The sequence below is a fragment of the Parasphingopyxis marina genome (assembly GCF_014237875.1).
Taxonomy (GTDB): Bacteria; Pseudomonadota; Alphaproteobacteria; order Sphingomonadales; family Sphingomonadaceae; genus Parasphingopyxis; species Parasphingopyxis marina.
Window position 1 is genome coordinate 223,849 of the sequence record NZ_JACJVJ010000003.1, and the last position, 22,324, is coordinate 246,172.

General features: G+C 64.0%; 23 protein-coding genes. 7 read left to right on the plus strand and 16 right to left on the minus strand.

The genetic code is table 11. The features are described from left to right. Positions 1–1,584, plus strand: coding sequence for a lysine--tRNA ligase (locus H6P80_RS15650; RefSeq protein WP_185802351.1), 1,584 nt, complete (start codon positions 1–3; stop codon positions 1,582–1,584). A 6-nt stretch (positions 1,585–1,590) separates the two neighbouring features. Here the strand turns inward: H6P80_RS15650 and H6P80_RS15655 are convergent, their stop codons facing one another. The 5 genes from H6P80_RS15655 to rpmF all read right to left on the minus strand — a co-directional run bounded on the left by H6P80_RS15655 (position 1,591) and on the right by rpmF (position 4,520). After that, complete coding sequence (locus tag H6P80_RS15655) at positions 1,591–1,935, minus strand: MerR family transcriptional regulator (protein ID WP_185802352.1); 345 nt, start codon at positions 1,933–1,935, stop codon at positions 1,591–1,593. A gap of 11 nt (positions 1,936–1,946) precedes the next feature. Further along, positions 1,947–2,246, minus strand: a complete 300-nt coding sequence (locus tag H6P80_RS15660) for an integration host factor subunit alpha (protein ID WP_185802353.1) — start codon at positions 2,244–2,246, stop codon at positions 1,947–1,949. Positions 2,247–2,316: 70 nt separating this feature from the next. Further along, positions 2,317–3,276 carry a beta-ketoacyl-ACP synthase III gene (locus H6P80_RS15665; RefSeq protein ID WP_185802354.1) on the minus strand — a complete coding sequence of 320 codons (960 nt, stop codon included), beginning with the start codon at positions 3,274–3,276 and terminating at the stop codon, positions 2,317–2,319. After that, the gene (gene plsX / locus H6P80_RS15670; protein WP_185802355.1) at positions 3,273–4,319 is read right to left on the minus strand and encodes a phosphate acyltransferase PlsX; all 1,047 of its coding nucleotides are present in this window, start codon (positions 4,317–4,319) and stop codon (positions 3,273–3,275) included. Before plsX ends, H6P80_RS15665 begins: the two co-directional genes overlap by 4 nt. A gap of 21 nt (positions 4,320–4,340) precedes the next feature. Next, positions 4,341–4,520 (minus strand): 50S ribosomal protein L32, encoded by a 180-nt coding sequence (gene rpmF, locus H6P80_RS15675; protein ID WP_185802356.1) that lies wholly within the window; start codon positions 4,518–4,520, stop codon positions 4,341–4,343. 198 nt (positions 4,521–4,718) lie between these two features. On the opposite strand from rpmF, the gene H6P80_RS15680 reads away from it, so the two are divergent. Then, on the plus strand, positions 4,719–5,144 hold the full coding sequence (locus tag H6P80_RS15680; RefSeq protein WP_185802357.1) for an MAPEG family protein: 426 nt from the start codon (positions 4,719–4,721) through the stop codon (positions 5,142–5,144). Here the strand turns inward: H6P80_RS15680 and H6P80_RS15685 are convergent. Continuing rightward, a complete protein-coding gene (locus tag H6P80_RS15685) occupies positions 5,141–5,803 on the minus strand; it encodes an MBL fold metallo-hydrolase (protein WP_185802358.1) in 663 nt (220 codons plus the stop codon). The two genes, H6P80_RS15680 and H6P80_RS15685, sit on opposite strands and share 4 nt — an antisense overlap. Before the next feature lie 71 nt (positions 5,804–5,874). On the opposite strand from H6P80_RS15685, the gene pabB reads away from it, so the two are divergent. Next, a complete protein-coding gene (gene pabB / locus H6P80_RS15690) occupies positions 5,875–7,650 on the plus strand; it encodes an aminodeoxychorismate synthase component I (RefSeq protein ID WP_328805058.1) in 1,776 nt (591 codons plus the stop codon). 13 nt (positions 7,651–7,663) lie between these two features. Here the strand turns inward: pabB and H6P80_RS15695 are convergent, their stop codons facing one another. The 4 genes from H6P80_RS15695 to H6P80_RS15710 are packed head-to-tail and all read right to left on the minus strand — an operon-like array spanning position 7,664 to position 11,337. Further along, positions 7,664–8,395, minus strand: coding sequence for a hypothetical protein (locus H6P80_RS15695; RefSeq protein WP_185802359.1), 732 nt, complete (start codon positions 8,393–8,395; stop codon positions 7,664–7,666). 10 nt (positions 8,396–8,405) lie between these two features. Then, on the minus strand, positions 8,406–9,584 hold the full coding sequence (locus H6P80_RS15700) for an aromatic amino acid transaminase (RefSeq protein WP_185802360.1): 1,179 nt from the start codon (positions 9,582–9,584) through the stop codon (positions 8,406–8,408). Positions 9,585–9,598: 14 nt separating this feature from the next. Continuing rightward, entirely contained in the window at positions 9,599–10,492 is an 894-nt protein-coding gene (locus tag H6P80_RS15705) for a prephenate dehydratase (RefSeq protein WP_185802361.1), read from the minus strand. Continuing rightward, positions 10,489–11,337: a prephenate dehydrogenase gene (locus H6P80_RS15710; RefSeq protein WP_185802362.1), complete on the minus strand. Its 849-nt coding sequence runs from the start codon at positions 11,335–11,337 to the stop codon at positions 10,489–10,491. The genes H6P80_RS15705 and H6P80_RS15710 overlap by 4 nt, the downstream gene beginning before the upstream one ends. A gap of 169 nt (positions 11,338–11,506) precedes the next feature. Here H6P80_RS15710 and msrB point away from each other — a divergent pair, with 169 nt between their 5' ends. The 3 genes from msrB (at position 11,507) to H6P80_RS15725 (ending at position 14,392) form a co-directional block, all read left to right on the plus strand. Next, positions 11,507–12,004 (plus strand): peptide-methionine (R)-S-oxide reductase MsrB, encoded by a 498-nt coding sequence (msrB, locus tag H6P80_RS15715; protein WP_185802363.1) that lies wholly within the window; start codon positions 11,507–11,509, stop codon positions 12,002–12,004. Between the two features lie 4 nt (positions 12,005–12,008). Continuing rightward, a complete protein-coding gene (msrA, locus tag H6P80_RS15720) occupies positions 12,009–12,701 on the plus strand; it encodes a peptide-methionine (S)-S-oxide reductase MsrA (RefSeq protein WP_185802364.1) in 693 nt (230 codons plus the stop codon). An 83-nt stretch (positions 12,702–12,784) separates the two neighbouring features. Next, positions 12,785–14,392 (plus strand): carboxylesterase/lipase family protein, encoded by a 1,608-nt coding sequence (locus H6P80_RS15725; RefSeq protein ID WP_328805059.1) that lies wholly within the window; start codon positions 12,785–12,787, stop codon positions 14,390–14,392. On the opposite strand, the gene pdeM is transcribed toward H6P80_RS15725, so the two are convergent. Beyond that, complete coding sequence (gene pdeM, locus H6P80_RS15730) at positions 14,389–15,051, minus strand: ligase-associated DNA damage response endonuclease PdeM (RefSeq protein ID WP_185802365.1); 663 nt, start codon at positions 15,049–15,051, stop codon at positions 14,389–14,391. The genes H6P80_RS15725 and pdeM overlap by 4 nt on opposite strands. Positions 15,052–15,113: 62 nt before the next feature. Between pdeM and H6P80_RS15735 the strand changes: the two genes are divergently transcribed. Then, positions 15,114–15,497, plus strand: coding sequence for a hypothetical protein (locus tag H6P80_RS15735; protein WP_185802366.1), 384 nt, complete (start codon positions 15,114–15,116; stop codon positions 15,495–15,497). Between the two features lies 1 nt (position 15,498). Here H6P80_RS15735 and H6P80_RS15740 read toward each other — a convergent pair whose 3' ends face one another. The 5 genes from H6P80_RS15740 to H6P80_RS15760 form a co-directional block, all read right to left on the minus strand. Next, positions 15,499–16,920: an MFS transporter gene (locus tag H6P80_RS15740; protein WP_221893063.1), complete on the minus strand. Its 1,422-nt coding sequence runs from the start codon at positions 16,918–16,920 to the stop codon at positions 15,499–15,501. 28 nt (positions 16,921–16,948) lie between these two features. After that, positions 16,949–17,602, minus strand: coding sequence for a hypothetical protein (locus H6P80_RS15745; RefSeq protein ID WP_185802368.1), 654 nt, complete (start codon positions 17,600–17,602; stop codon positions 16,949–16,951). Between the two features lie 30 nt (positions 17,603–17,632). After that, positions 17,633–18,838, minus strand: coding sequence for a dipeptidase (locus H6P80_RS15750; protein ID WP_235973969.1), 1,206 nt, complete (start codon positions 18,836–18,838; stop codon positions 17,633–17,635). A 152-nt stretch (positions 18,839–18,990) separates the two neighbouring features. Next, the gene (locus H6P80_RS15755) at positions 18,991–19,395 is read right to left on the minus strand and encodes a hypothetical protein (RefSeq protein ID WP_185802369.1); all 405 of its coding nucleotides are present in this window, start codon (positions 19,393–19,395) and stop codon (positions 18,991–18,993) included. Between the two features lie 180 nt (positions 19,396–19,575). Beyond that, positions 19,576–22,005: a ligase-associated DNA damage response DEXH box helicase gene (locus H6P80_RS15760; protein ID WP_185802509.1), complete on the minus strand. Its 2,430-nt coding sequence runs from the start codon at positions 22,003–22,005 to the stop codon at positions 19,576–19,578. Positions 22,006–22,324: the final 319 nt, after the last annotated feature.

Here is a 22,324-nt window from a genome sequence, read left to right on the forward strand (position 1 = left end):
ATGAACGCCCTGCGCGAAGCCGCCCTCGAATCGAAAGCCTGGCCCTATGAGGAAGCGCGCAAGCTGTTGAAGCGCTATCCGGATGGCAAGCCGGCCAAGGATGGAAAACCCGCGCCGATCATCTTCCAGACCGGCTATGGGCCGAGCGGATTGCCGCATCTCGGCACTTTCCAGGAAGTCGCGCGGACCGAGATGGTCCGCCATGCGCTGGAGGAGATGACCGGCTGGCCGACCAAGCTGATTTCGTTCAGCGACGATATGGACGGGATGCGCAAGGTTGCCGAGAACCTGCCCAATCGCGACATGCTGGCGGAGCATCTGGACGAGCCGCTGTGCAAGGTGCCCAATCCGTTCGACGACAGCGAGCATGAAAGTTTCGCCGCGCATAACAACGCGATCCTGCGAACTTTCCTCGATCGCTACGGTTTCGATTACGAATTTCTCGCTTCGTCGGACTGCTACCAGTCGGGCCGGTTCGACGAGACCCTGAAGCTGGTACTCGAGCGTTACGACAAGATCATGGACGTGATGCTGCCGACCCTGGGCGAGGAACGGCGCGCGACCTATTCGCCCGTGCTGCCGATCTCGCCGAAAAGCGGCAAGGTGCTGCAGGTGCCCGTCGAGATACTCGATGCGCAGGCCGGCATGGTCCGCTTCGTCGAAGAGGGCGAACCGATCGAGCATTGCATTCTCTCGGGCGGCGCCAAGCTGCAGTGGAAGGTGGACTGGGCGCTGCGCTGGGTGGCGCTCGGCATCGACTATGAAATGGCGGGCAAGGACCTGATCGATTCGGTCACGCAAAGCTCCAAGATCACCCGCGTGCTCGGCACGAAGCCCCCCGAGGGGTTCAATTTCGAGCTGTTCCTCGACGAGAATGGGCAGAAGATATCGAAGACCCGGGGCAACGGCGTCACCATTGATGAATGGCTAACCTATGCGCCCGAGGAATCGCTGCATTTCTATATTTATCGCGAGCCGAAAAAGGCCAAGCAGCTGAGCTTCGGGATCATTCCCAAGGCGGTCGACGAATATTACCGCTTCCTCGCCGCCTATCCGGATCAGGAATGGAAGGAGAGGCTCGGCAACCCCGTGCATCACGTGCATCGCGGCAATCCGCCCGCGGCGAACATGCCGATCAGCTTCGCGCTGCTGCTCAATCTCGTCAGCGTTGCGCATACGGACGACAAGGATCTGCTCTGGGGTTTCGTGCAACGCTATGCGCCGGAAGCGACGCCCGAAACGCATCCCGCGCTCGACGCGCTGATCGGCCATGCGCTCGCCTATTTCCGCGATTTCGTCGCCGATTCGCTGGAGCGCCGCGCGCCCGACGCGCGCGAGGCGGCGGCGCTGCGCGATCTCGACGAAGCGCTGGCCGCGATGCCGGCGGATGCCGATGCCGAGATGCTGCAGAATGCGGTGTTCGAAATCGGCAAGAAACACGATTTCGATCCGCTGCGCGACTGGTTCAAGGCGCTTTACGAGACCTTGCTGGGATCGAGCCAGGGGCCGCGCATGGGCAGCTTCACCGCGCTTTACGGGATAGACAATGTGCGCAAGCTGATCGCCGAGGCGCTGGCGGCCTGAAGAGGCTTATTCGCCGAGCGCGTCGGCAAGGCCGTTGCGAATGGCCTTGAGCTTGAGGGCGATATTGGCCGGTATCGCATCGGCCCGCGCCGCGGAGGATTCCGGTTCCTCGACCTTGCCGGCGAGCACTTTCTGGACGCCCTTGATCGTGAAGCCGTCCTCGTTGAGCAGCCGGTCTATGCGCTTGACCAGCGCGACGTCGTCGGGCCGGTAATAGCGGCGATTGCCTGCGCGCTTCAGCGGCTGGAGCTGCGGAAATCGGGTTTCCCAATAGCGCAGGATATGCTGGGCGACGCCCAGTTCGTCCGAAAGTTCGCCAATGGTTCGAAAGGCTTCGGCGTCCTTCGCCATCGAATCTCCGTTTAGCCGACGTCTGCGATCGCGTCCCGCATGGTCTGGCTGGCACGGAAGGTCAACACCCGGCGCGGTGCGATGGGCACTTCGATGCCGGTCTTCGGATTGCGGCCGATGCGCTGGCCCTTGTCGCGGAGTACGAAGCTGCCGAAACCGGAAATCTTCACATTCTCGCCCTCGGCCAGGGCGTCGCACATATGGCCGAGCAGGGACTCGACCAACTGGGCGGAATCGGCGCGCGATAGGCCCAGCGAGCTATGTACGGAATCCGCGAGATCAGCTCGCGTCAAGGTGCCTGCTTCGCTCATTTAAAACCCCCTAATCGTATTAGTCGATTACTTCTTATCGCAGGACCACACTATGGGCAAATCCTGCCTTTTAGTATCGAACCACCGCCGCGCCCCAGGTGAAACCGCCGCCCATTGCCTCCAATACGATCAGATCGCCACGCTTGATCCGCCCGTCGCGAATGGCGGTGTCGAGCGCCAGCGGGACGGAGGCAGCCGAGGTGTTGGCGTGCTGATCGACGGTGATGACGACCTTTTCGGGGGGGAGGCCCAGTTTCTTCGCGGTCGCATCGAGGATGCGGCGATTGGCCTGATGGGGCACGATCCAGTCGATATCCGCGGCGGTCAGCCCGGCGGCGTCCAGCGTTTCGTTGAGCACGTCCGCCAGATTGACGACCGCATGGCGGAACACCTCGCGGCCCTTCATGCGCAGCTTGCCGACCGTCCCCGTCGTCGAGGGGCCTCCATCGACATAGAGCAGGCCATTGTGCCGCCCATCGGCATGAAGCTTGGTCGCGAGAACGCCGCGCCCGTCTGCTTCCGCGCCCAGCACGATGGCGCCGGCACCGTCGCCGAACAGCACGCAGGTGCCCCGGTCTTCCCAGTCGAGGATACGGCTGAAGGTTTCCGAGCCGATGACGATCGCCTTTTTTGCCATGCCGCCTCGGATCATCGAGTCGGCGACGCCAAGCGCATAGAGAAAGCCCGAGCATACGGCCTGAACGTCGAAAGCGATGCAATCGTCGATCTCGAGCGCGGTCTGGATGATCGTCGCCGACGCCGGAAAGGTCTGGTTGGGGGTCGAGGTTGCAAGAACGATCAGGTCGATCTCGCTGGCGTCGAGCGCGGCGGCTTCCAGTGCCCTGCGCGCCGCATCGGTGCCGAGCGAAGCCGTGGTTTCGTCTTCATCCGCGATATGGCGGAAATGGATGCCGGTACGCTCGACGATCCATTCGTCGGAGGTGTCGACGGTCTCGGCCAGTTCCGCGTTACTGACGCGCTTGCGGGGCAGGGCGGAGCCCGTCCCTAAAATCACCGATTGCAAGGTCATTCGGCTGCGTCCTCGATCGCCTGTTTCGGGAAGTTTTCGAGGTCGCTCGCTATCTTCCGGGTGATGTCGGCTATCGCCATTTTGGCGGCGACGCCGATCGCGTTGCGAACGCCATTGGCATCCGCGCCGCCATGGCTCTTCACGACGAGGCCGTTGAGACCCAGGAACACACCGCCATTGTGGAAATTGGGGTCCAGCGTGTTTTTCAACAGCTTGGCTGCCGGCCGCGAAAGCATGAAGCCGGCCTTGGAGCGCAGCGAACTGGTAAAGGCCTGGCGGATGAGGTCGGCGACGAAGCGAGCCGTGCCTTCCACGGCCTTGATCGCGATATTGCCGGAAAATCCGTCGGTCGCGACGACATCGACATGCCCGCGCGAGAGGCGGTCCGCCTCGATAAAGCCGGTGAAATCGAGCGGCAGCGTATCGGCGGCGCGCAGCCTTGCCGCGGCGTCTTTCAGCATGCCGGTGCCTTTTTCGTCTTCGCTGCCGATATTGAGAAGCGCCGTTCGCGGGCGTTCGATGTCGAGCACGACGCGCGCATAGGCGGCGCCCATCACCGCGAACTGGACGAGATTTTCAGCGTCGCATTCGGTGTTGGCGCCGAGATCGAGCATGACAACGTCATTGTCCCCGAGGGTGGGCATCAGCGCGGACAGGGCGGGGCGATCGATGCCTTCCATGGTCCGCAAGGCGACCTTGGCGATGGCCATCAGCGCGCCGGTATTACCGCCGGACAGCGCGGCATCGGCCTCGCCGGCCTTCACGGCGGCGATGGCCAGTCCCATCGAACTGTCCTTGGAACGGCGAAGCGCCTGGCTTGGCTTGGCTTCGCCCGAAATCACCTCGTCGGAGTGGATGATCTCCACGTTCCGGGCCAGCGCCTTGTGCTTGGACAGCTCGGAACGAATCCGGGCTTCGTCGCCGAAAAAGGTGAAACGAATCTCGGGGAAGGCTGCGCGCGAAAGCGCTGCGCCCGCCACCATCACTTCCGGCCCTACATCGCCGCCCATCGCATCGATGGCGATCCGCGGCGATTGTGTCATAGGGTTTTCTCCGCGGACCCGTTAGACCTTGGGCTGCATGATCTCGCGGCCGTTATAATGGCCACACGCCGCACACATATGGTGCGGGCGCTTGAGTTCGCCGCAATTCGGGCATTCGCTGAAGGCTTCAACCTTCAGCGCATCATGTGCGCGGCGATTGCCACGGCGGGAGGGCGATGTTTTTCTCTTCGGAACGGCCATGTCGGCACCTTAATTACTAGCAATTGCCAAAAAATCTCTCTCGCAACGGCATTAGAAGCTTCCCCGACGGCCATCAAGGCTGCCGTACGAACATCGGCCGATACGCGAATGAAGTGGCGGGGATATAGCGATTTCGCGCCTGCTTGCAACCTTTATGAACGCATGCGAGGGCAGGCCATAACGATAAAGGGGAGCGCCATGAAACTGGAAATCACGCTGATCATCGCGGCTGCCGCTGCGCTCATCAATATCTGGCTTGCCATGCGGGTCGGCAGGGTCCGGGTTTCTGAGAAAATTTCGGTCGGCGACGGGGGCAACGAATTGCTCTCCCGGCGAATGCGCGCTCACGCCAATTTCGTCGAATATACGCCCTTTGTGTTGATCCTGCTGGCGCTGGTCGAACTGGCATGGGGCACTAATGTCTGGCTCTGGGCGGTGGCGATCATCTACATATTGGGCCGTATCGCGCACGCCTTTGGAATGGATGGCAAGGAAAAGTTGCGGGCGGCGGGCACGATCGTCACCATGCTCACGCTTCTCGGCCTCGCAATCTATGCGCTCGTCATCGCCTATTCGGGAACCGTCTTCGAAGGCTGGCCGGCCGAACCGGGCATCAGCGCCTAACCGGCGAGTATCCGGTCGGCGACGAAGCCGTTCGTCTGCCGCTCATGGCCGAAGGTCGACATCGGCCCATGACCGGGGACGAAGGCTGTTTCGTTGCCGAGCGGCCAGAGCTTTCCGGTGATCGAATCGATGAGGTCCTGGTGATTGCCCATCGGGAAATCGGTGCGGCCGATCGAGCCCTGGAACAGCACGTCGCCGACGATCGCGAAGTTCGACGGGGCGTGATGAAAGACGATATGGCCGGGCGTGTGACCGGGACAGTGATAGACGTCGAGGGTCACCTCGCCGACCGTAACCTCGTCGCCATCCTCCAACCAGCGGTCGGGTTCGAACACCTCGCCGCGAAAACCCCATTTATGGCCGTCATCCTCAAGCCGTGAGATCCAGAAGCGATCGGCTTCCTGCGGCCCTTCGATGGGTACTCCGAGTTCTTTCGCCAATATGCCGGTCTGGCCGCAATGATCGAGATGGCCATGGGTGACGAGCAGCTTCTCGATCGTCACGCCCATCTTTTCGGCTGCGGCCTTGAGCTTGTCGAGATCGCCGCCGGGATCGGTGAACGCGCCGCGCATCGTCTTGGTGCACCAGATCAGGCAACTATTCTGCTGGAGCGGTGTCACCGGGATAATCGCGGCCTTGAGCGGGGCAGTGTCGGTCATGCCGGAGACATGGCGTTTCGGGCGCGCGCTTGCAACTGGCGAAACCCGTCAGGTCTTGGCATGGAGCGCGGGTGACCCGATCGATTTCCGCCGAAACGCCTTTCGTGCTGCTCGACGACGCCCGCCCGGGCGGCGCGGCCGCGCGGCTGTTCCGCGCCCCGGTCGAAACGATAGAGGTGCGCGATCATGCCGAGGTTGCCGCAGCGCTCGACCGGGTGGAACAGGCACGGGGCGAAGGACGCCATGCGGCAGGCTTCCTCTCCTATGAAGCGGGGCTTGCGCTTGAAAACCGGTTGGCGCCCTTGCGCCGCCCGCTGGAGCAAGGCGCGCCGCCGCTGCTCTGGTTCGGACTGTTCGAGGAGATGGAGCGCATCCCCGCGGACGAAGTCCTCGGCCTGCTGCCCGATCCCGCGGGCGGCTATGCGGCCGCGCCGGTGCCGCGTATCTCGCAGCGCGCCTATGAGAGCGCTTTCGCAAAGGCGCAGGATTTCATCACCGCCGGCGATATCTACCAGACCAACCTCACTTTCGGGTGCGACGTGCCGGTCGCCGGCGATCCGCTGGCGATCTATGCGCGGCTGCGGGCGGGATCGCTGGCCGGTTATGGTGGCGCGCTGTGGACCGGCGCGCACTGGCTGCTCTCGCTCTCGCCCGAGCTGTTCTTCTCTCTCAAGCATGGCACGATCACCGCGCGGCCGATGAAGGGGACGGCGGTCCGCCATGCCGATCCCGAGGCCGATCGCTTGGCAAGCGAGGAGTTGCAATCGGATCCCAAGCAGCGCGCGGAAAACCTGATGATCTGCGATCTGCTGCGCAACGACCTGTCGCGCGTCGCGGCGGACGGCAGCGTGCAGGTGCCCTCGCTCTTCCATGTCGAGAGCTATCCGACCGTTCATCAGATGACCTCGACTGTGACGGCGCGGCTGGCCGAGGGGATGGGCGCCGCCGATATCCTGCGCGCCATCTATCCCTGCGGCTCGATTACCGGCGCGCCCAAGATCCGCGCGATGGAGATCATCCATGCCTTGGAAACCGATCCGCGGGGGCCTTATACGGGGTCGATCGGCTGGCTGGGTCCTGACGGAGACGCCGCCTTCAATGTTGCGATCCGCACCCTGGTGCTGGAAGATGGCGCGACAATGGCGACGCTGGGTCTCGGCTCGGGGATCGTGGCGGACAGCCGCGCGGGCGAGGAATGGCGCGAATGTTTGGCCAAGGGGGCATTTGTGACTGAGGGGCAGGCCGAGTTCGACCTCATCGAGACGATGCGCTTCGATCCGGTGGACGGCGTCTGGGAACTCGAACGCCATCTGGAACGAGCCAAGGCGGCGGCCGTCGATCTCGGCTTCGCCTTCGATCGCCATGCCGCCCGCAACGAATTGCAGGCGGCGACCTTCCGGCTGACGGACGCCGCGAAGATCCGGTTGCTCGTTTCGCGGCGCGGGCGGTTAGCGATTGAGATTCGCAAGCTCGGCGAAGCGTCCGAGGAAGCCGTGCCGGTCGCAATCGTGAAGCGCGATGCGCCGGCCTCGGATTTCCGGCTGCGCTACAAGACGAGCGCGCGGAGCATTTACGAGGATGCGCTGGCCGAGGGCGGCACCTGGGACGTGCTGCTGGAGGACGGCGAGGGCTATCTTTCCGAAGGCTGCTTTACCAACATCTTCGTTGAGCGGGACGGCGCGCTGCTGACTCCGCCGCTATCGCGCGGGTTGCTGGACGGGATCCTTCGCCAGACGCTGATCGCGGAGAGCAAGGCGGTGGAGCGGGACCTGACCCGCGCCGATCTCGAAGACGGATTCTTTCTCGGCAATGCCGTGCGCGGCATGATACCCGCCCGGCTCGCCTGAGCGAGATCCCCGGCTAGACGCCGAGTCGGTAGAAATCGAGCGCGAGGATACGCTCGATATGGGCCAGCCATTGGCCGATACCTTCGCTGGCGCGCGTGCAATCGAGCTCGATAACGACATTCTGGCCCTTGCGGCCGGTGCGGACCTTCACTCCGTCGGCGAGGAACACGCTCTTGAGCGCTACCGTTGCCGCGCCATGCGCGCCGACGATCCGCGGCGCATAGATGTTCGCATCCTCGAACTGGAATTGCGCGCCCGCACTGTCGGTCGCCGGCACGCCTTCGATGCCGGTATAGACGGTCGCGCGGTGCGCCGAGGTCGCCGAATCCGAAATCCCGGCATGGCGGAAGAAATCGACCGCCTTCTGCGTGTCTTCGAGCGCGCCGACATCGATATGCTGGCGGGCTTCGAGAAAATCGTGCCAGCGCCCGACATTTTCGAGGCTCGAAAACTCCGAAGCGAAAAGCGCACGAAAATTGTTCGCATAGCTGTAGCGCAGATTCTCGTCCTCTACGCCCAGGGTAATCAGTTTGACGATCGGGCGGCGCGAACGGGCCATCAGGATGGCGTTGGTCAGCAGAAAGGCCGCGGCGATGGTTTCGGCAAGATCGGCGCTCGGCCGCAAGTTACGGCAACGCAGCGCGAAAACGCTGGCCTCACCCGATGCGATATCGGCGATCGCCTCGCCAAAAGCCGCCTTCTCGCCGTCGAGAAACAGATTGGGAATATTGGGAAGGCTGGCCATAATCGGCTCCTTACAGCACGCTCACCAGCTTGGCGGCGATCTCGTCGACCTTGCTGGTATCGATGCCGGCGATATTCATCCGGCCATCGGGAATGACATAGACGCCCTGGTCCTCGCGCAGGGTCTTGGCGTCCTCGGGCGTGACGTCGAGCAGCGAGAACATACCGAAGCCCTTGTCGATATAGGTCCAGTCGCGATCCTGCTTGGCGCGGGCGAGAGCAAGCGCCAGCGCGGAGCGGTTGACGCGGATGCGGTTGCGGATTTCCTCCAGCTCCGCCAGCCAGTCGGCCTTCAGCGCGTCATCTTCGAAGATCGTACGGACGATCGAGGCGCCGTGATCGGGCGGCATCGAATAGCTCTGGCGCGCGATGGCCAGCAGTTGCGAATTCGCCACCGCGAGCTGGGGATTGCCCTTTGAGACGAGCAACGCCGCGCCGGTGCGCTCGCGATAGATGCCGAAATTCTTGGAACAGCTGAGTGCGAGCAACATTTCCGGCGCGCGTTCGGCGATCAGGCTGATACGCGCCGCATCGTCGGCCCAGCCATGGCCGAAGCCGACATAGGCCGCGTCCACAAAGGGCATGAGCTCGCGCTCGACGATGCCATCGACGAGCCTGGCGAGCGCTTCGGGTTCGGGATCTATGCCGGTCGGGTTGTGGCAGCTGCCGTGCAGGATGACGACATCGCCCGGGTTCGCGGCATCGAGCGCGGAAAGAATTGCGTCGACATCCACCTCGGCCTTGTATTTGGGATAGGGATAGCTCTCCATCGTCGCGCCAACCGCGCCGAGGATTGCGCCATGGTTCGGCCAGGTCGGTTCGGGCAGCCAGAAACGCGCATCGGGGTTGAGCGTGCGGGCGAGTTCGGCGAGCAGCCGCACCGCGCCCGAACCGCCGATCGCCTGTACGCCGATCATATCGGTGCCATAGCCATAGCCGGGCAGAACGGCGCCGGAGAGCAGATCGACGAATTTCTGGTCGCCGCCGACGCCGACATAAGTCTTGGTCTTCTGGCCCTCGACCAGCCGGCGCTCGGCTTCCTTCACCGCGCGCATGACCGGCGTGTTGCCCATCTCGTCCTTGTAGACGCCGATGCCGAAATCAACCTTGTCGGTCCGCGGGTCCTCCGCATAGGCGCGGGTGACGGCGATGATCTGGTCTATCGGGCGGGGCTGCGCATTCTCGAACATCGAAACGGTCTTTCCTACGGGTTGATCGACTTGACGGGGAGGAAGCCGGAATTGGCATTGCGGACGTCGCTGGCGACATAGCTGCCGAGCAGCTTTACGTAGCGTGCCTTTGCCTCAAGCGCGCCCAGCGCTTCCTGCACCGCTGCGTCCTCCAGCCCGCCGCCGATATCGATATAGAAGGTCGGCAGCGCCGTTTCTTCGGAGATGGTATAGGTTTCCAGGGTCGTGATGTTGATCCCGGCGTCGCGGAACACCGCCAGCGCCTCGATCAGAGAGCCCGGCTGGTGATCGATCTGGAAGATCAGGGTGGTAATGTCGCAGCCCGCATAATCGGGATCGAGAGCCGGCTTTTCGAGCGCGAGGAAACGCGTGTAATTATTCTTCTGGTCGGCGATGTCGCGTTCGACGACAACGCCGCCGAAAACTTGCGCCGCGACCGAGGAACCAATGGCGGCGACCCCCGGATCTTCCATCCCGACGATCACCCGCACCGCGTCGGCGGTGTCGACCGTTTCGATCTGTTCGGCGTCGCGGCAATGCGCCTCGATGAAGCCCGAGCATTGCAGGAAGCCCTGGCGGTGGCTGTAGATCCGCGTGATCGCCGAAAGCTCGGTCACCGGGCGCGGGCCCGAATGCGCCTGGACCAGGCAATGCTCGACCCGCTGCATATGTTCGCTGGTGATCGCCATCTCGGTCGAAAGCATCAGCCGGTGGACGTCGGGGATGCGGCCGCTCGTCGAATTTTCGATCGGGATGACGGCGGTCTTGTGGGCGCCTGCCTCCACCGATTCCATGATCTCGCCGAAGGTGCGCAACCCGACATGCTCGGCTTCGGGAAACATCGTCGCTGCCGCCTGGTAGCTATAGGTGCCGGGCGAACCCAGATAGGCGATGGTATCGGCGGTCATGCGTCATTCTCCAGGGCGTCGATCCGGGCCTTTGCCGTTTCCAGCGTTTCCAGCAAATTCCCGGGGGTCGGCTCGTCGGCCATGGCGGCGATCAGATCAAGCCGTTTTTTGAAAGTTTCGAGAGCCTCGGCAAGGCCCTCGCGGTTGGCGCGGAAAATGTCCGCCCACATCCGGGGGTCGGATGCGGCATAGCTGGATATGCCCCTAAACGAGGCGGGTAGCAGGTCGCGGACTTCTTCTTCGGCGAATTCGGCGAGCGCGAAGGCGATCAGGTGCGGCAGGTGCGATCCGCGGGCGAGCAACTGGTCATGTGCCTCGGCGTCCATCTCGACGACATGTGCGCCGAGCGTTTCGAGCAGCGCGCGCGCCTTGGTCAGCGCGGCGGGCGCGGTCGCCTCCGACGGCGTCAGCACGAAGGGGCGGGCGGTTATGATGTCCGGCGTCGAATGGCCGGGACCCGTCGAAATTCCGCCGGCGAGCGGGTGGCCGGGCACGAAGCGCGCGGCGTCCACGCCGGAGGCGGCGATGGCCGACACGATTTCAGCCTTGGCCGAACCGGTATCGATGACGAGCGTATCGCCGCCAAGCGCGAGCAGGGCTTCGACCTGTCCGGGGATGGAAGCGACCGGCGTTGCGACGAAAATCGCGTCGCAATCGGCCATATCCGCGAATTGTCCGGTCGATCCGTTCGGATGGCGCTCGGCGACATAGGCGGCGTTGCCCGGGCTCGCATCGTGGACGATCAGGGCCGCATCGGCTATTCTGCGGCCGAGCGCGGCGGCGATCGATCCTCCGATCAATCCCGCCCCGACAAGGCCGATCCGCTGGAATATGCGCTTTTCCATTGCGGCGCTCCTAAAGCGGCTCCCGGCAATAAATGCAAATGCAATGGCGAAAATCTGTAACTTTCGCGCGTGTCGCACCGAACCATATGGCGTGCCGGGCGATGTGACGGGCTTCACAGCCCTTTCGCGCGGCACGGGGCAAAACAGGGCGATGACGAGGAAGGACGACATGACCCTAGATCGACGAACCCTGATGGCCGGCGGCGCTTTCGGCGCGCTGATGACGCTGATCGGCTGCAACAGCCGCGCCGAAGCGACGAGCGGCGGCAATTTCCGCGTGTCGCTGAGCGATGCGCAATGGCGCGCGCGGCTGACGCCCGCCGAATACCGGGTGCTGCGCGGCCACGGCACCGAGCGGCCCCATTCGAGCCCGCTCGACAATGAGCATCGTAGCGGTGTCTTTGTGTGCGCCGGCTGCGCCAACCGCCTGTTCAGCTCGCGCACCAAATTCGACAGCGGGACGGGCTGGCCGAGCTTCTACCGGCCGATAGACAGCGGCGCGATCGGCACGAGCACCGACCGTACGCTCGGTATGACGCGCACCGAGGTGCATTGCGCCGATTGCGGCGGGCATCTCGGCCATGTGTTTCGCGATGGTCCGCGCCCGACGGGCCTGAGATACTGCATGAACGGCGTGGCGATGGATTTTCGCCCGGCGGGGAGTTGAGGCGATGACCGGCAAAATTATCACGACGCTCGCCATCGGGGGTGCGGCTGCGCTCGCCGCCACTGCGGCGGTCTTGCTGCCCGGCGCGCCGCAAGCCGCCGAAGCCGCGGTTTCGATTCCTGCGCCTTCGGTCAATGTTCCGGCCACCGGTTCTCGCCAGGTGGCGGTGCTCGCGGGCGGCTGTTTCTGGGGCATGGAAGGCGTGTTCGAACGGATCGACGGCGTCGTCAGCGTCACCTCCGGCTATGCCGGCGGCACCCGCGCGGACGCGACCTATGCCCGGGTAACGACCGAACGCACGGGCCATGCCGAGGCCGTCCGCATCGTCTATGATCCAAGCGAGATCAGTTACGGCCAGCTGTTGCAGGTCTATTTCTCGGTCGCGCACGATCCGACGCAGGTGAACCGGCAGGGGCCGGATCACGGCCCCAGCTATCGGTCGGCGATCTTCCCGCAAGACGCGGCGCAGCGCCGGGCGGCCGAAACCTATATCGCGCAGCTCAACCGTTCGGGCCGTTTCCCCCGGCGGCTGGCGACGCGGATCGAGACGGGGCGCTTTTACCGGGCCGAAGACTATCACCAGAATTTCATGCGCCGTAACCCGCGCCATCCCTATATTCTGGCCCATGACGTGGAGAAGGTGCGGGATCTTCGCGCGACCTTCCCCAACCTTTACCGGCAGCGCCCGGCGACCTGAGCTTTACCGGTCTTTTCCTGGCCCGGCTCTGGACGCGCCTCGCGGCGGACGGCAGACTCGCCTTGAATAAGGGGAGAGTTGCCGTGAAGCGCCTTTTTGCCGTTTTTTCGATCTGCCTGACAGGAGTCGCCGGGCCCGCCGGCGGGCAGGGCATGCCGCAGCTCTCGCCCGTCGTCGAAACCGAATATGGCCGTGTCCAGGGTCTGAGCGAAAACGGCATCCACGCCTTTCGCGGTATCCGCTACGCCGCACCGCCTATAGGCGATCTGCGGTTCATGCCGCCCGCTGATCCCGAATCCTGGCAAGACATCGCCGATGCCGCCCATCTGGGCGCGCCTTGCATGCAGGATTATGCGCCCTCGGGACCCAATATCACCGATTTCATGCGCGAGCTGAACACGCTCTTCCCGACCTTGTCCGAAGACAAGATCGACAATGAGGATTGTCTGTTCCTCAACGTATGGACGCCCGGGACGGATGATGGCGTGCGGCCGGTGATGGTCTGGATCCATGGCGGCGGCTATGCCTATGGCTCGGGCGGCTGGCCGGCTTATGACGGCGCCAATCTCGCGCGGCGCGGCGATGTCGTCGTCGTCACCGTCAACCACCGGCTTCATCTGTTCGGCTATATCAACCTCGCGCCGATCTTCGGCGAGGAATTCGCCGGTTCGGGCAATGCCGGGAACGCCGATCTCGTCCAGAGCCTCCAATGGGTGCGCGACAACATCGCCAATTTCGGCGGCGATCCGGACAATGTGACGATCATGGGGGAATCGGGCGGCGGATCGAAGGTCAGCCATTTGATGGCCACGCCTGCGGCCGACGGCCTGTTTCACCGCGCGATCATCCAGTCGGGCGCGGGTGTGACCAGCGGCGATGCCGGTCAGGCCGCCGATCTGGCGCGCCAGCTGCTCGACGAGGCCGGGATCGAAACGGTGGAGCAGTTGCGCGCCGCGCATCCCAACGCCTTGCTCGAGGCAATGGATGCGCTGCTCGGCCGGCTGGGGCGCGGTTTCGGCAGTCCGCATTTCCGCCCCATCGTCGACAGCGATTTCCTGCCGCGGCATCCTTTCCGGGAGGGCGCGCCGGAGCAGTCGCACGACGTGCCGGTGCTGATCGGCTGGAATACGGACGAGATGACCTTCTTCACCCTTTCCCATCCCTGGTTCGGTAATCTCACCGACGACGCGCTCGATGCGATGGCCCCCGGCTTCGGCGAAGCGGGGCCGGCGCTGGTGGCCAATTTCCGGCAGAAATATCCCGAGTTCAGCCCCACCTATATCGCCACGCGCGCGCGGCAGGCGGGATTCGTGCAGCGGACCTTTACGCTTGCCGATGCCCAGGCGCGGACGGGCGCACCTGTCTATATGTACCAGCTGGCCTGGGAGACGCCGGTCGATGGCGGGCAATTGCGCGCGCCGCATATGCTCGATATCCCGCTGATGTTCGATAATGTCGAACGCTCGCGCGTCTTTGTGGGCCTCGGCGAAGAGCCGCAGCGCATGGCGGATATGATGAGCGATGCGTGGATCAGCTTTGCCCGCACCGGCGTGCCGTCGAGCGATACCTTGCCCGATTGGCCGCGCTATATGCCCGATAGCCGCATGGTGATGCAGCTGGACCTCGAACCCGGGATTGTCGCGGACCCCGAGCGCGGAGCCCGGGAGATCCTGTCGGCGGGGCGGGACTAGGCCGCGAGCGGAAAGCGCAGCAGCCTGTCACTGACCGGCACGAGCGCTTCGGCACCCGGCCCGGCGGCGCGGACGATTTCCGGGTGCGCGGCGTCGAGCCCGCCGGTCAGCGCGCCGAAGGCCGGCAGGATCAGCTTGGTTTCCGAGGCGACGAAGCAGCGCCGCGCGACATTCTGGCCGCGCACGCGGACACGCAGCTTGGGATGGAAATGGCCTGAAAGTTCAGGGCGCGGGTCTGATGGGTCCGCCTCGTGGCGCAGGACGAGGCCGTCGACCTCGGCTTCGTGTACGATCCGCCCGCCATGGGTATCCTCCATCGCGAGATCGTGATTGCCGGCGATCCAGGTCCATTTCAGCGTCGAAGTCAGGCCCCTGAGCTGCGCTGTCGCGCGCACGGAAAGGCGCTTGCTGCCATCGCTATCGTGAAAGCTGTCGCCAAGGCACCATAGCTCCCGCGCATTTGTTGCCGCCGCCAGCGCCTCAAGATCGGCGAGCGTCGCCTCGCTGTCATAGGGCGGCAGCATCTGGCCGAAGCGCGCATACCAGCTCGCCTTCTCGAAATGCAGATCGGCAACGAGCAGCGCATGGCGCGCAGGCCAGAACAAGGCGGCCTGGGGTAGGGCGATCAGCTCATGGCCGGAGAACGAAAAGCGAACCATTGCATTGCCATAAGGCGGGTCTAGAGAAAGCGGCAAGACTTTTGTCCGGGAGCGATCACCCAATGAAGAAGTTTTTCGCGATTGGCGCTGCGTCGGCGGCGCTTGCCATGTCGAGTTCGGCGTCCACCCAGGTTGCGACCGACGAAGCGTCGGACGTCGAATGTCTCGCCGCGACGCTGATCATTTCGCAAAATGCCGAACAGCCGGTCGCCGATCAGGCGATGTCGGCGGTCATGTATTTCATCGGCAAGATCCAGGCACGCGGACTCGATTATACCTTGGCGCTGGAGACGGCGCTGCGGGAGATGACCAATATCGGCCTCGACCGCGCGACCGCACGATGCGAGGCGGAGCTCCAGTTCGTCGCCACCGACATGCAGCGACGCGGGGACGAGATCGAGGCGCGTGAACAGCTGGAGCTTCGCGAAGGCATGCCTGCCGAATAGCTCAGCTCTTTACCGCGGCTCCGGACTGTTCCGCCCTTGCCAAGGCGACAAGGCGCATCGCCGCCAGCGCGCCGATCAGGCCGAAAGGCACGCCGATAGCGCACACCCAGAAGCCGGCTGCGGCGACCGACTGCGCGTTCGGGCCATCGGCAAATCCCGTCACATTGGCCGCGATGCCGACGATCGCGGCCCCGGCCGCCCCCCCGGCGTTGCGCATCGCCGCGATGCCGCCCGATCCGGTCGCGCCCTCATGCTCGTCCAGATTGGCCATGACGAGCCGGTTGGCAAAACTCGAATAGAGCCCGAAACCCCCGCCCATCATGGCGCCCCCCAACAGCACCAGAGGAAGGTCGCCGCTCGCGAGGAAAAATGCGAGCAGCAGGAGGCCCATCGGGATCAGCAGCGTTCCGATGACGATCCAGCGCCGCCGCCACTGCGGTCCCGAACCGGCAACGAGCAGCGCCGCAACCGTCCAGACGGCCGCTTCGATAGCGACGACATATCCCGCTTCGAGGGCGGAAAGCCCGTTGGTGAATTGCAGAATGGCCGGCGCGTAGATGCTGAAACCGATCGCTCCGGCCATGGTCGCGAAATAGGTGGCATAGGCGGCACCGATCAATGAACCGAAATTGCCGGCCTGGCGCGGAAAAAGGCGGGATTCGGCTTTGCGGTCGACAATGAGGGCGAGCGTCAGAAGGACCACGCCGGCGGGAACTAATGTCCATTGCAGCCAGGCGGCAGTGACGACGCCCGCGCTCGAAAGCAGGACGATGCCCAGGGTGATTATTATCAGTTGGAAAAAGGGTACGCGCCCGCCCTGTTCGCCGCCATGGGCAGGGACGAGGTGGATCGTGGCCCAGGCGAAGAGCAGAGCCTGCACCGCGAACAGCCAGAAAACGCCGCGCCAGGCGCCGCCATCGGCGAACAGCCCGCCGATCAGCGGCCCGATAAAGGTCGCGACGCCCCAGATGGCGGTCGCCGCCGCGAAGATGCGGACGAGAAAGCGCTCGGGAAAGACGACGTGGATGGTGACGAAGCAGAAGCCGAGTACCCAACCGGCGCCGATCCCCTGGATAACGCGCCCGGCGATGAAGAAGCCGATGCCCGGCCCTGCCGCGCTCATCGCGCACCCCGCAGCGAGCAACAGGCCCGACCCGACCATCGCCCGGCGCAGGCCGATCCGGTCGGCCAGCCATCCCGCGCAGGCGCCCGCGACGACGACGCCGACCAGATAGCCGGAGGTTGCCCAGCCGAACCAGGCATAGCCGTCGAGATCGGCACCGACGCTGGGCATGATGGTAGTCGTGACCAGCGCATCGGCCGCCTGCAGCCAGACGCCGAGCATGATCAACGCAAAGGCGGGCAAGCGGTCAGCCGAGAGGAGTTCGCGCCAGCGTGCCGTATCTTCGGGCGTTCCCGTCATGGACATCGCAACGCTGATCCGGGCCGCGTCAGCAGCGGATCATCTCGTGATGGCTGCCATCGGCGAACACGGCCGCCCCGGCATTCTGGCCCATCCAATAGACGGTCCAGCGGCGTTCGGACGGAGTTTCAAGCGGCTGGAGGTCGCCTCCTTCGCCTTCCGCATCGGTAACCGTTATCACGAGCTGTTCGCCGTCCAGCGTCCAGCGACCCGCTTCGCCCATCGCCCAATAGCGGCCATCCGCTTCGAGCATGAAGCCGCCGTCATTCTCGCAATTGCCCTCAAAATTCCATGTGCCTGACAGCCAATATTCGCTTGTTTCCATCATCATCGGCGAGGACGGGTCGAGCGGGATGCGCGGAGCGCGGTCTTCGGGCGAGCGTATGTCGAGCGCGAGCCAGCCATTGTCGCCGCCGACAAAGATTGCGCGTTCGGTGACGCCCGGATTGTCGCATGGCCCGGCGACGCCCTCCGCGACGCACAGGTTGATGCTCCACCGGCAATCATAGCCGGGCTGGCCGGGAACGGTTTCGCAGCCCTCCGGCTCGATCGCCTCGACGGGAACGCCGTCGCCGCCGAGCGCGTTGTGGAGCGCCTGGGCGATCGCACGGGCATCGGGTTCGGCGCTCGCGGGAACGGCGAGCGCCAATATCAGCGGTAGGGAAAGGGCGAAACGGGTCATGATCATCTCCTGCGGGGCGGCCCATTTATGTCAATCGGCGAGCGACGCGCTATAGGCCTCGGCCTCGCGCAGCAGGCGCAGCACATTGCCGCTCCACATTTTTGCCAGATCGTCTTCGCCATAGCCCGCGGCGATCAGCCGTTCCGTGATCTGCGGCAACGCCGTGATATCGCGCATGCCGACAACGCCGCCGCCGCCATCCCAGTCAGCCCCGAACGCGACATGGTCGACCCCGGCGACCTCGATCAGGTGCAGCACGCTCGCCATGAAGGTCTCGAAATCGGCCTCGGTGCGCGGATGTTCCGCGTCGTAGGCGCGCAGCGCGGTGATGGCTGCCGCCTGCTCTTCGGCCGACATCGCGGCCAGGCTTTCGAGCCGTTCGGTCAACTCGTCGCGCACCGTGTCCTCATCGCCGCCGCCCGAGAGATAGACGCTGTTGACCGCGATCACCCCGCCCGATTCCGCGAGCCGCCGGATGCGTTCGTCGGTCAGGTTGCGGGGGTGATCGAAAATCGCCTGCGGGCCGGAGTGGGAAAGAATGATCGGCGTCGCGCTGAGCTCGATCATCTGGTCGACGACATCGTCCGAAGCGTGCGAGCCGTCCGGGACAATGCCCAGCCGGTTCATCTCGACGATCAGCTCGCGCCCCAGCGGACTGAGGCCATTCCATCGTGGTTCGGGATCGGTCGAGCTGTCGGCGAACTGGTTGTTACGGAAATGAACGGGCCCCGCCATCCGCACACCGCGATCGTAAAAGCCCTGCAGCGCCGAAATATCCTCGCCCAGCGGATAGCTGTTCTCGATGCTCTGGAAGACGAAGCCGCGGCCCCGGGCAACGATCCGTTCGGCATCGTCGGCGGTCCAGGCGGCCTCGAGAGTGCCGGCGTTGGTCGCGAGCATCAGCAGGATTTCGAGCTGGCGCTGGGCTGCGGAGGCACCCGCTTCGGCAAAGCCTTGCTCGGTCAGTTCTCCTTGCGATGTGTAAATAACGAAGAAGCCGCCATCGAGCCCGCCTTCGACCATGCGTGGTTGATCGACCTGGGCGATGTCCGTTTCCAGGCCGTGACGGTCGCCCATGCGCCAGCCGGGGCGCGCGAAATGGATCGGCGTATCGAGATGGGTGTCGAGCGTCAGCAGGTTTTGATGAACCGCGGCGGGATCCTGTATGGCGAGCGCGGGCACCGCCGCAATCGACGCGGCCAGTGCCGCCATAGCTGTCCTAACCGAATTGCGCATTGCCGATCCCCTTGCTGATGCCATGGGCAGACTAGCGCGGCTTTTTCTTGCTGTCTCGGTCGGCTGTGGAACTAACTGCTGGGAAAAAGCCGGCATCCGCCCAAGGGGCCGGGCGGATGCCGGAGACCGAAATGGGTATTTCCGGGGAGGGCTTAGAGGCCGCGCATCCCGATGCCGACGATCTTCGGCGGATCGCGGTCGTTCATGACGAGGCTGATCGCTTCGGTCCGGCTGGTGCCGTTGCTGACCTGCACGATGATTCCGTTCGACGCTTCCTGCACGCCGACGAGCGAAAGATCGCCATGCCGTCGCGCGATGCGATTCAGCTGCTGCAATTGCATGCGGAAGCTGGAATTTTCGACATGTTGCTGCGCCCAGCGCGTCCGATCGCCGCTGCCGCCGTTCAGCGCAGCGACCAGCGATTCGCCGATCTGCTGCGCCGAATGACCGGCCTCGGATTGGGCGAGCGCGGGGCTCGTGGCCACCGTCAGCCCGGCGAAGGGAAGGGCGAAGGCGGCAAGCGCGAGCCGTAGTCGCGCGGCTTTTGTTTTCGTCATCATGACTCTCCTGAACCTTGGTACGCATGCACGAATCATTACGAAACGAGCTATTACTGTTGTAGGTGGATAGGACAGTCGATGCGCCCCGGATTCGACGAGTTGCAGCCTGCGCTCGACGGGTGCCGATCAAATAACGACAAATGTCTTAGGCTGCCGTCGGAGCGTGCCTCGTGCGCGTCAGTCAGTGCGCATCGCGATTTCCGCCAGCGCTTCAGCCTCGATCAGCAGCGCATCGTCGACGGTTCCTTGGGCGACATGTTCGCGGCCAATGAGAACCAGCACCGGCACGGCGAGTGGCGAGACACGGGGGAGGTCGACATGGACCATCGTGTCTTGCGCGCGATCCAGCAGCGAGGCGAGACGGCCGACATCGGTGAGCTTGGTCCGCGCATCGGCCCAAGCCGCCTGCAGCAACAGATGATCGGGTTCGTACCGGCGAAGCACGTCGTAGATCAGGTCGGTCGAAAAGGTAACCTGCTTGCCGGTCTTGCGTTTGCCCGGGTGCTGGCGCTCGACGAGGCCGCCGATCACCGCCACTTCGCGAAAGGCGCGCTTGAGCAAGTGCGAGCCCTCGACCCAGTCGACAAATTCATGTTCCAGGATATCGGGAGAGAAAAGCGGCGCGGGATCGCGCACCCGTTCCAGCGAATAGCAGGCGAGACTGTAATCGTTGGCGACAAAGCCGATGGGTTTCAGCCCGGCCGTTTCCATTCGCCGGGTCAGCAGCATGCCAAGCGACTGGTGCGCGTTCCAGCCTTCGAAACTATAGGCAACCATATAGTGGCGATGTTCGTGCGGGAATGTCTCGACCAGCAGTTCGTTCGCCTTGGGCAGGCGGGATCGGAGCGCCTGGATCGTCAGCCATTCCTCGACATCCTCGGGAAAGGCCGCCCATTCGCTGCGATCGGCCAGGAAGCCGCGCACCCGGTTGGCAAGATGCGTAGTCAGCGGCATCCGCGCGCCCATATAGGAAGGAATGCGCGCGGCCTTGGCCGAAGCGCGGACGAGGAGGTCGGGATCCTTGATCGAAAGAACTTCGAGACTCATGCCCGCGAAGAAGAAGGTGTCGCCGGTTGATAGCGAAGCGGCAAATATCTCCTCCACCCTGCCGACCTTGCGGCCGTTCCGGAACCGGATGTCGAGCATCGGCGCCTCGACGATGATCCCCGCGTTGAGCCTGTGCTGCTTGACGAATTTGGGATGGCTGACACGCCAGATGGTCTGCCCGTGTTCGTCGATTTCCGACGTCAGCCGCTTGAACTTGTCATAGGCTTTGAGCGCATATCCGCCGTTGGCGATATAATCGAGTTCGCGCGCGAATTCCGCCGATGTGAGCTCGCGATAGGGCGCGGCCGAGCGGATCTCGGCCAGCATCGCGGCTTCCTCGAACGGCTGAGCGCAGGCGCAGGCCATCAGATGCTGCGCGAGGACGTCCAGGCCGCCGGGCCGGAAAGCATCCGCGTCGAGTTCCTTTTCCGCCACCGCGTCGAGCGCCGCGCGGGCTTCCAAATATTCGAAGCGATTGCCGGGGACGAGGATCGCCTCGGACGGTTCGTCGAGCCGATGGTTGGAACGGCCGATACGCTGGAGCAGCCGTGAAGCGCCCTTGGGCGCGCCCATCTGAACGACGCAATCGACATCGCCCCAATCGACGCCGAGATCGAGGCTGGCGGTCGCCACCAGCCCGCGAAGCTCGCCGCGCGCCATCGCGCTTTCCACCTTACGCCGTGCCTCGCGGGAGAGCGAACCATGATGAATGCCGATCGGCAGCTGCGCCTCATTCGCCTTCCACAGTTTCTGGAAAGTCAGTTCGGCGAGGCTGCGGGTGTTGCAGAAAATAAGCGTCGTCTTGTGAGCGGCGATGATTTCCATCACCTGTTCGGTCGCATACATGCCCGAATGGCCGGACCAGGGGACGCGATCCTCGGGCAGCAGGATGCGGATATCCGCCTCGGCGCCGGGATCGCCGCGCACGATCGAGACATTGTCCGTCTTACCGCCGGGCGCCAGCCATTGGGCATAGGCATGCGGGTCTGCGACCGTCGCCGAAAGCGCGACCCGGCGCACATTCGGTGCGAGCGCCTGCAGCCGCGACAGGCCGAGATTCAGCAGGTCGCCGCGCTTCTGGGGAGCAAAAGCGTGGACCTCGTCAATGATGACGGTCTTCAACTCCGCGAACAGCGTTGCGCTGTCGGAATAGGACAGCAGCAGGCTCAAGGATTCGGGTGTGGTCAACAACATCTGCGGCGGGCGCCGGCGCTGGCGGACCTTGCGGTTATGCGGCGTATCACCGGTGCGGGTTTCGACTCGGATATCGAGCGCCATTTCCTCGATGGGTGCGAGCAGATTCCGCTGGACATCGACCGCGAGCGCCTTGAGCGGCGATATATAGAGCGTGTGCAGTCCGCCAGATGGCGTCTCGATCAGATCGGCGATGCTCGGCAGGAAGCCGGCCAGCGTCTTGCCCGCCCCGGTCGGCGCGACGAGCAGCGCATGTTTTGCCGCTCGCGCCGCCTCCAGCATTTCCCGCTGGTGCCGTCTTACGTTCCAGCCGCGACTTGCGAACCAGTCATCGATTGCGTTCGGCAAAAGGGATTGTGTCGCCATCGCGGCCATATAGGCACGATGCCGCGCCGCGGATACTGGATCGACCCGTTCGATCGGCGTCATGCCTTGTCGGTCGGGAAATGAGGCGAATGGCAGTTAGAAGCTGCGCCGCGCCTAACAGGTTGTTATTGCGACGCACAAAATCCGGACAAAAAAAGGGCCGCCCCGAGGGGCAGCCCTGAAGTTTAGGAGAGGATGCCTGAAAGGCACGATCTTTGTATGTCTTACTGCATTTTGCTGCAACTGCGAAAAACACAGATACGGTTGCAAATGCTGCAACGCACAAAAATCCCGCGCAAATGTGCGATTCCATGCCTCA

Coding starts and splice junctions, on each gene's coding strand:
- H6P80_RS15650 (WP_185802351.1), top strand. CDS start 1: ATGAACGCCCTGCGCGAAGCCGCCCTCGAATCGAAAGCCTGGCCCTAT.
- H6P80_RS15655 (WP_185802352.1), bottom strand. CDS start 1,935: ATGGCGAAGGACGCCGAAGCCTTTCGAACCATTGGCGAACTTTCGGAC.
- H6P80_RS15660 (WP_185802353.1), bottom strand. CDS start 2,246: ATGAGCGAAGCAGGCACCTTGACGCGAGCTGATCTCGCGGATTCCGTA.
- H6P80_RS15665 (WP_185802354.1), bottom strand. CDS start 3,276: ATGACCTTGCAATCGGTGATTTTAGGGACGGGCTCCGCCCTGCCCCGC.
- plsX (WP_185802355.1), bottom strand. CDS start 4,319: ATGACACAATCGCCGCGGATCGCCATCGATGCGATGGGCGGCGATGTA.
- rpmF (WP_185802356.1), bottom strand. CDS start 4,520: ATGGCCGTTCCGAAGAGAAAAACATCGCCCTCCCGCCGTGGCAATCGC.
- H6P80_RS15680 (WP_185802357.1), top strand. CDS start 4,719: ATGAAACTGGAAATCACGCTGATCATCGCGGCTGCCGCTGCGCTCATC.
- H6P80_RS15685 (WP_185802358.1), bottom strand. CDS start 5,803: ATGACCGACACTGCCCCGCTCAAGGCCGCGATTATCCCGGTGACACCG.
- H6P80_RS15695 (WP_185802359.1), bottom strand. CDS start 8,395: ATGGCCAGCCTTCCCAATATTCCCAATCTGTTTCTCGACGGCGAGAAG.
- H6P80_RS15700 (WP_185802360.1), bottom strand. CDS start 9,584: ATGTTCGAGAATGCGCAGCCCCGCCCGATAGACCAGATCATCGCCGTC.
- H6P80_RS15705 (WP_185802361.1), bottom strand. CDS start 10,492: ATGACCGCCGATACCATCGCCTATCTGGGTTCGCCCGGCACCTATAGC.
- H6P80_RS15710 (WP_185802362.1), bottom strand. CDS start 11,337: ATGGAAAAGCGCATATTCCAGCGGATCGGCCTTGTCGGGGCGGGATTG.
- msrB (WP_185802363.1), top strand. CDS start 11,507: ATGACCCTAGATCGACGAACCCTGATGGCCGGCGGCGCTTTCGGCGCG.
- msrA (WP_185802364.1), top strand. CDS start 12,009: ATGACCGGCAAAATTATCACGACGCTCGCCATCGGGGGTGCGGCTGCG.
- pdeM (WP_185802365.1), bottom strand. CDS start 15,051: ATGGTTCGCTTTTCGTTCTCCGGCCATGAGCTGATCGCCCTACCCCAG.
- H6P80_RS15735 (WP_185802366.1), top strand. CDS start 15,114: ATGAAGAAGTTTTTCGCGATTGGCGCTGCGTCGGCGGCGCTTGCCATG.
- H6P80_RS15740 (WP_221893063.1), bottom strand. CDS start 16,920: ATGACGGGAACGCCCGAAGATACGGCACGCTGGCGCGAACTCCTCTCG.
- H6P80_RS15745 (WP_185802368.1), bottom strand. CDS start 17,602: ATGACCCGTTTCGCCCTTTCCCTACCGCTGATATTGGCGCTCGCCGTT.
- H6P80_RS15750 (WP_235973969.1), bottom strand. CDS start 18,838: ATGCGCAATTCGGTTAGGACAGCTATGGCGGCACTGGCCGCGTCGATT.
- H6P80_RS15755 (WP_185802369.1), bottom strand. CDS start 19,395: ATGACGAAAACAAAAGCCGCGCGACTACGGCTCGCGCTTGCCGCCTTC.
- H6P80_RS15760 (WP_185802509.1), bottom strand. CDS start 22,005: ATGGCGACACAATCCCTTTTGCCGAACGCAATCGATGACTGGTTCGCA.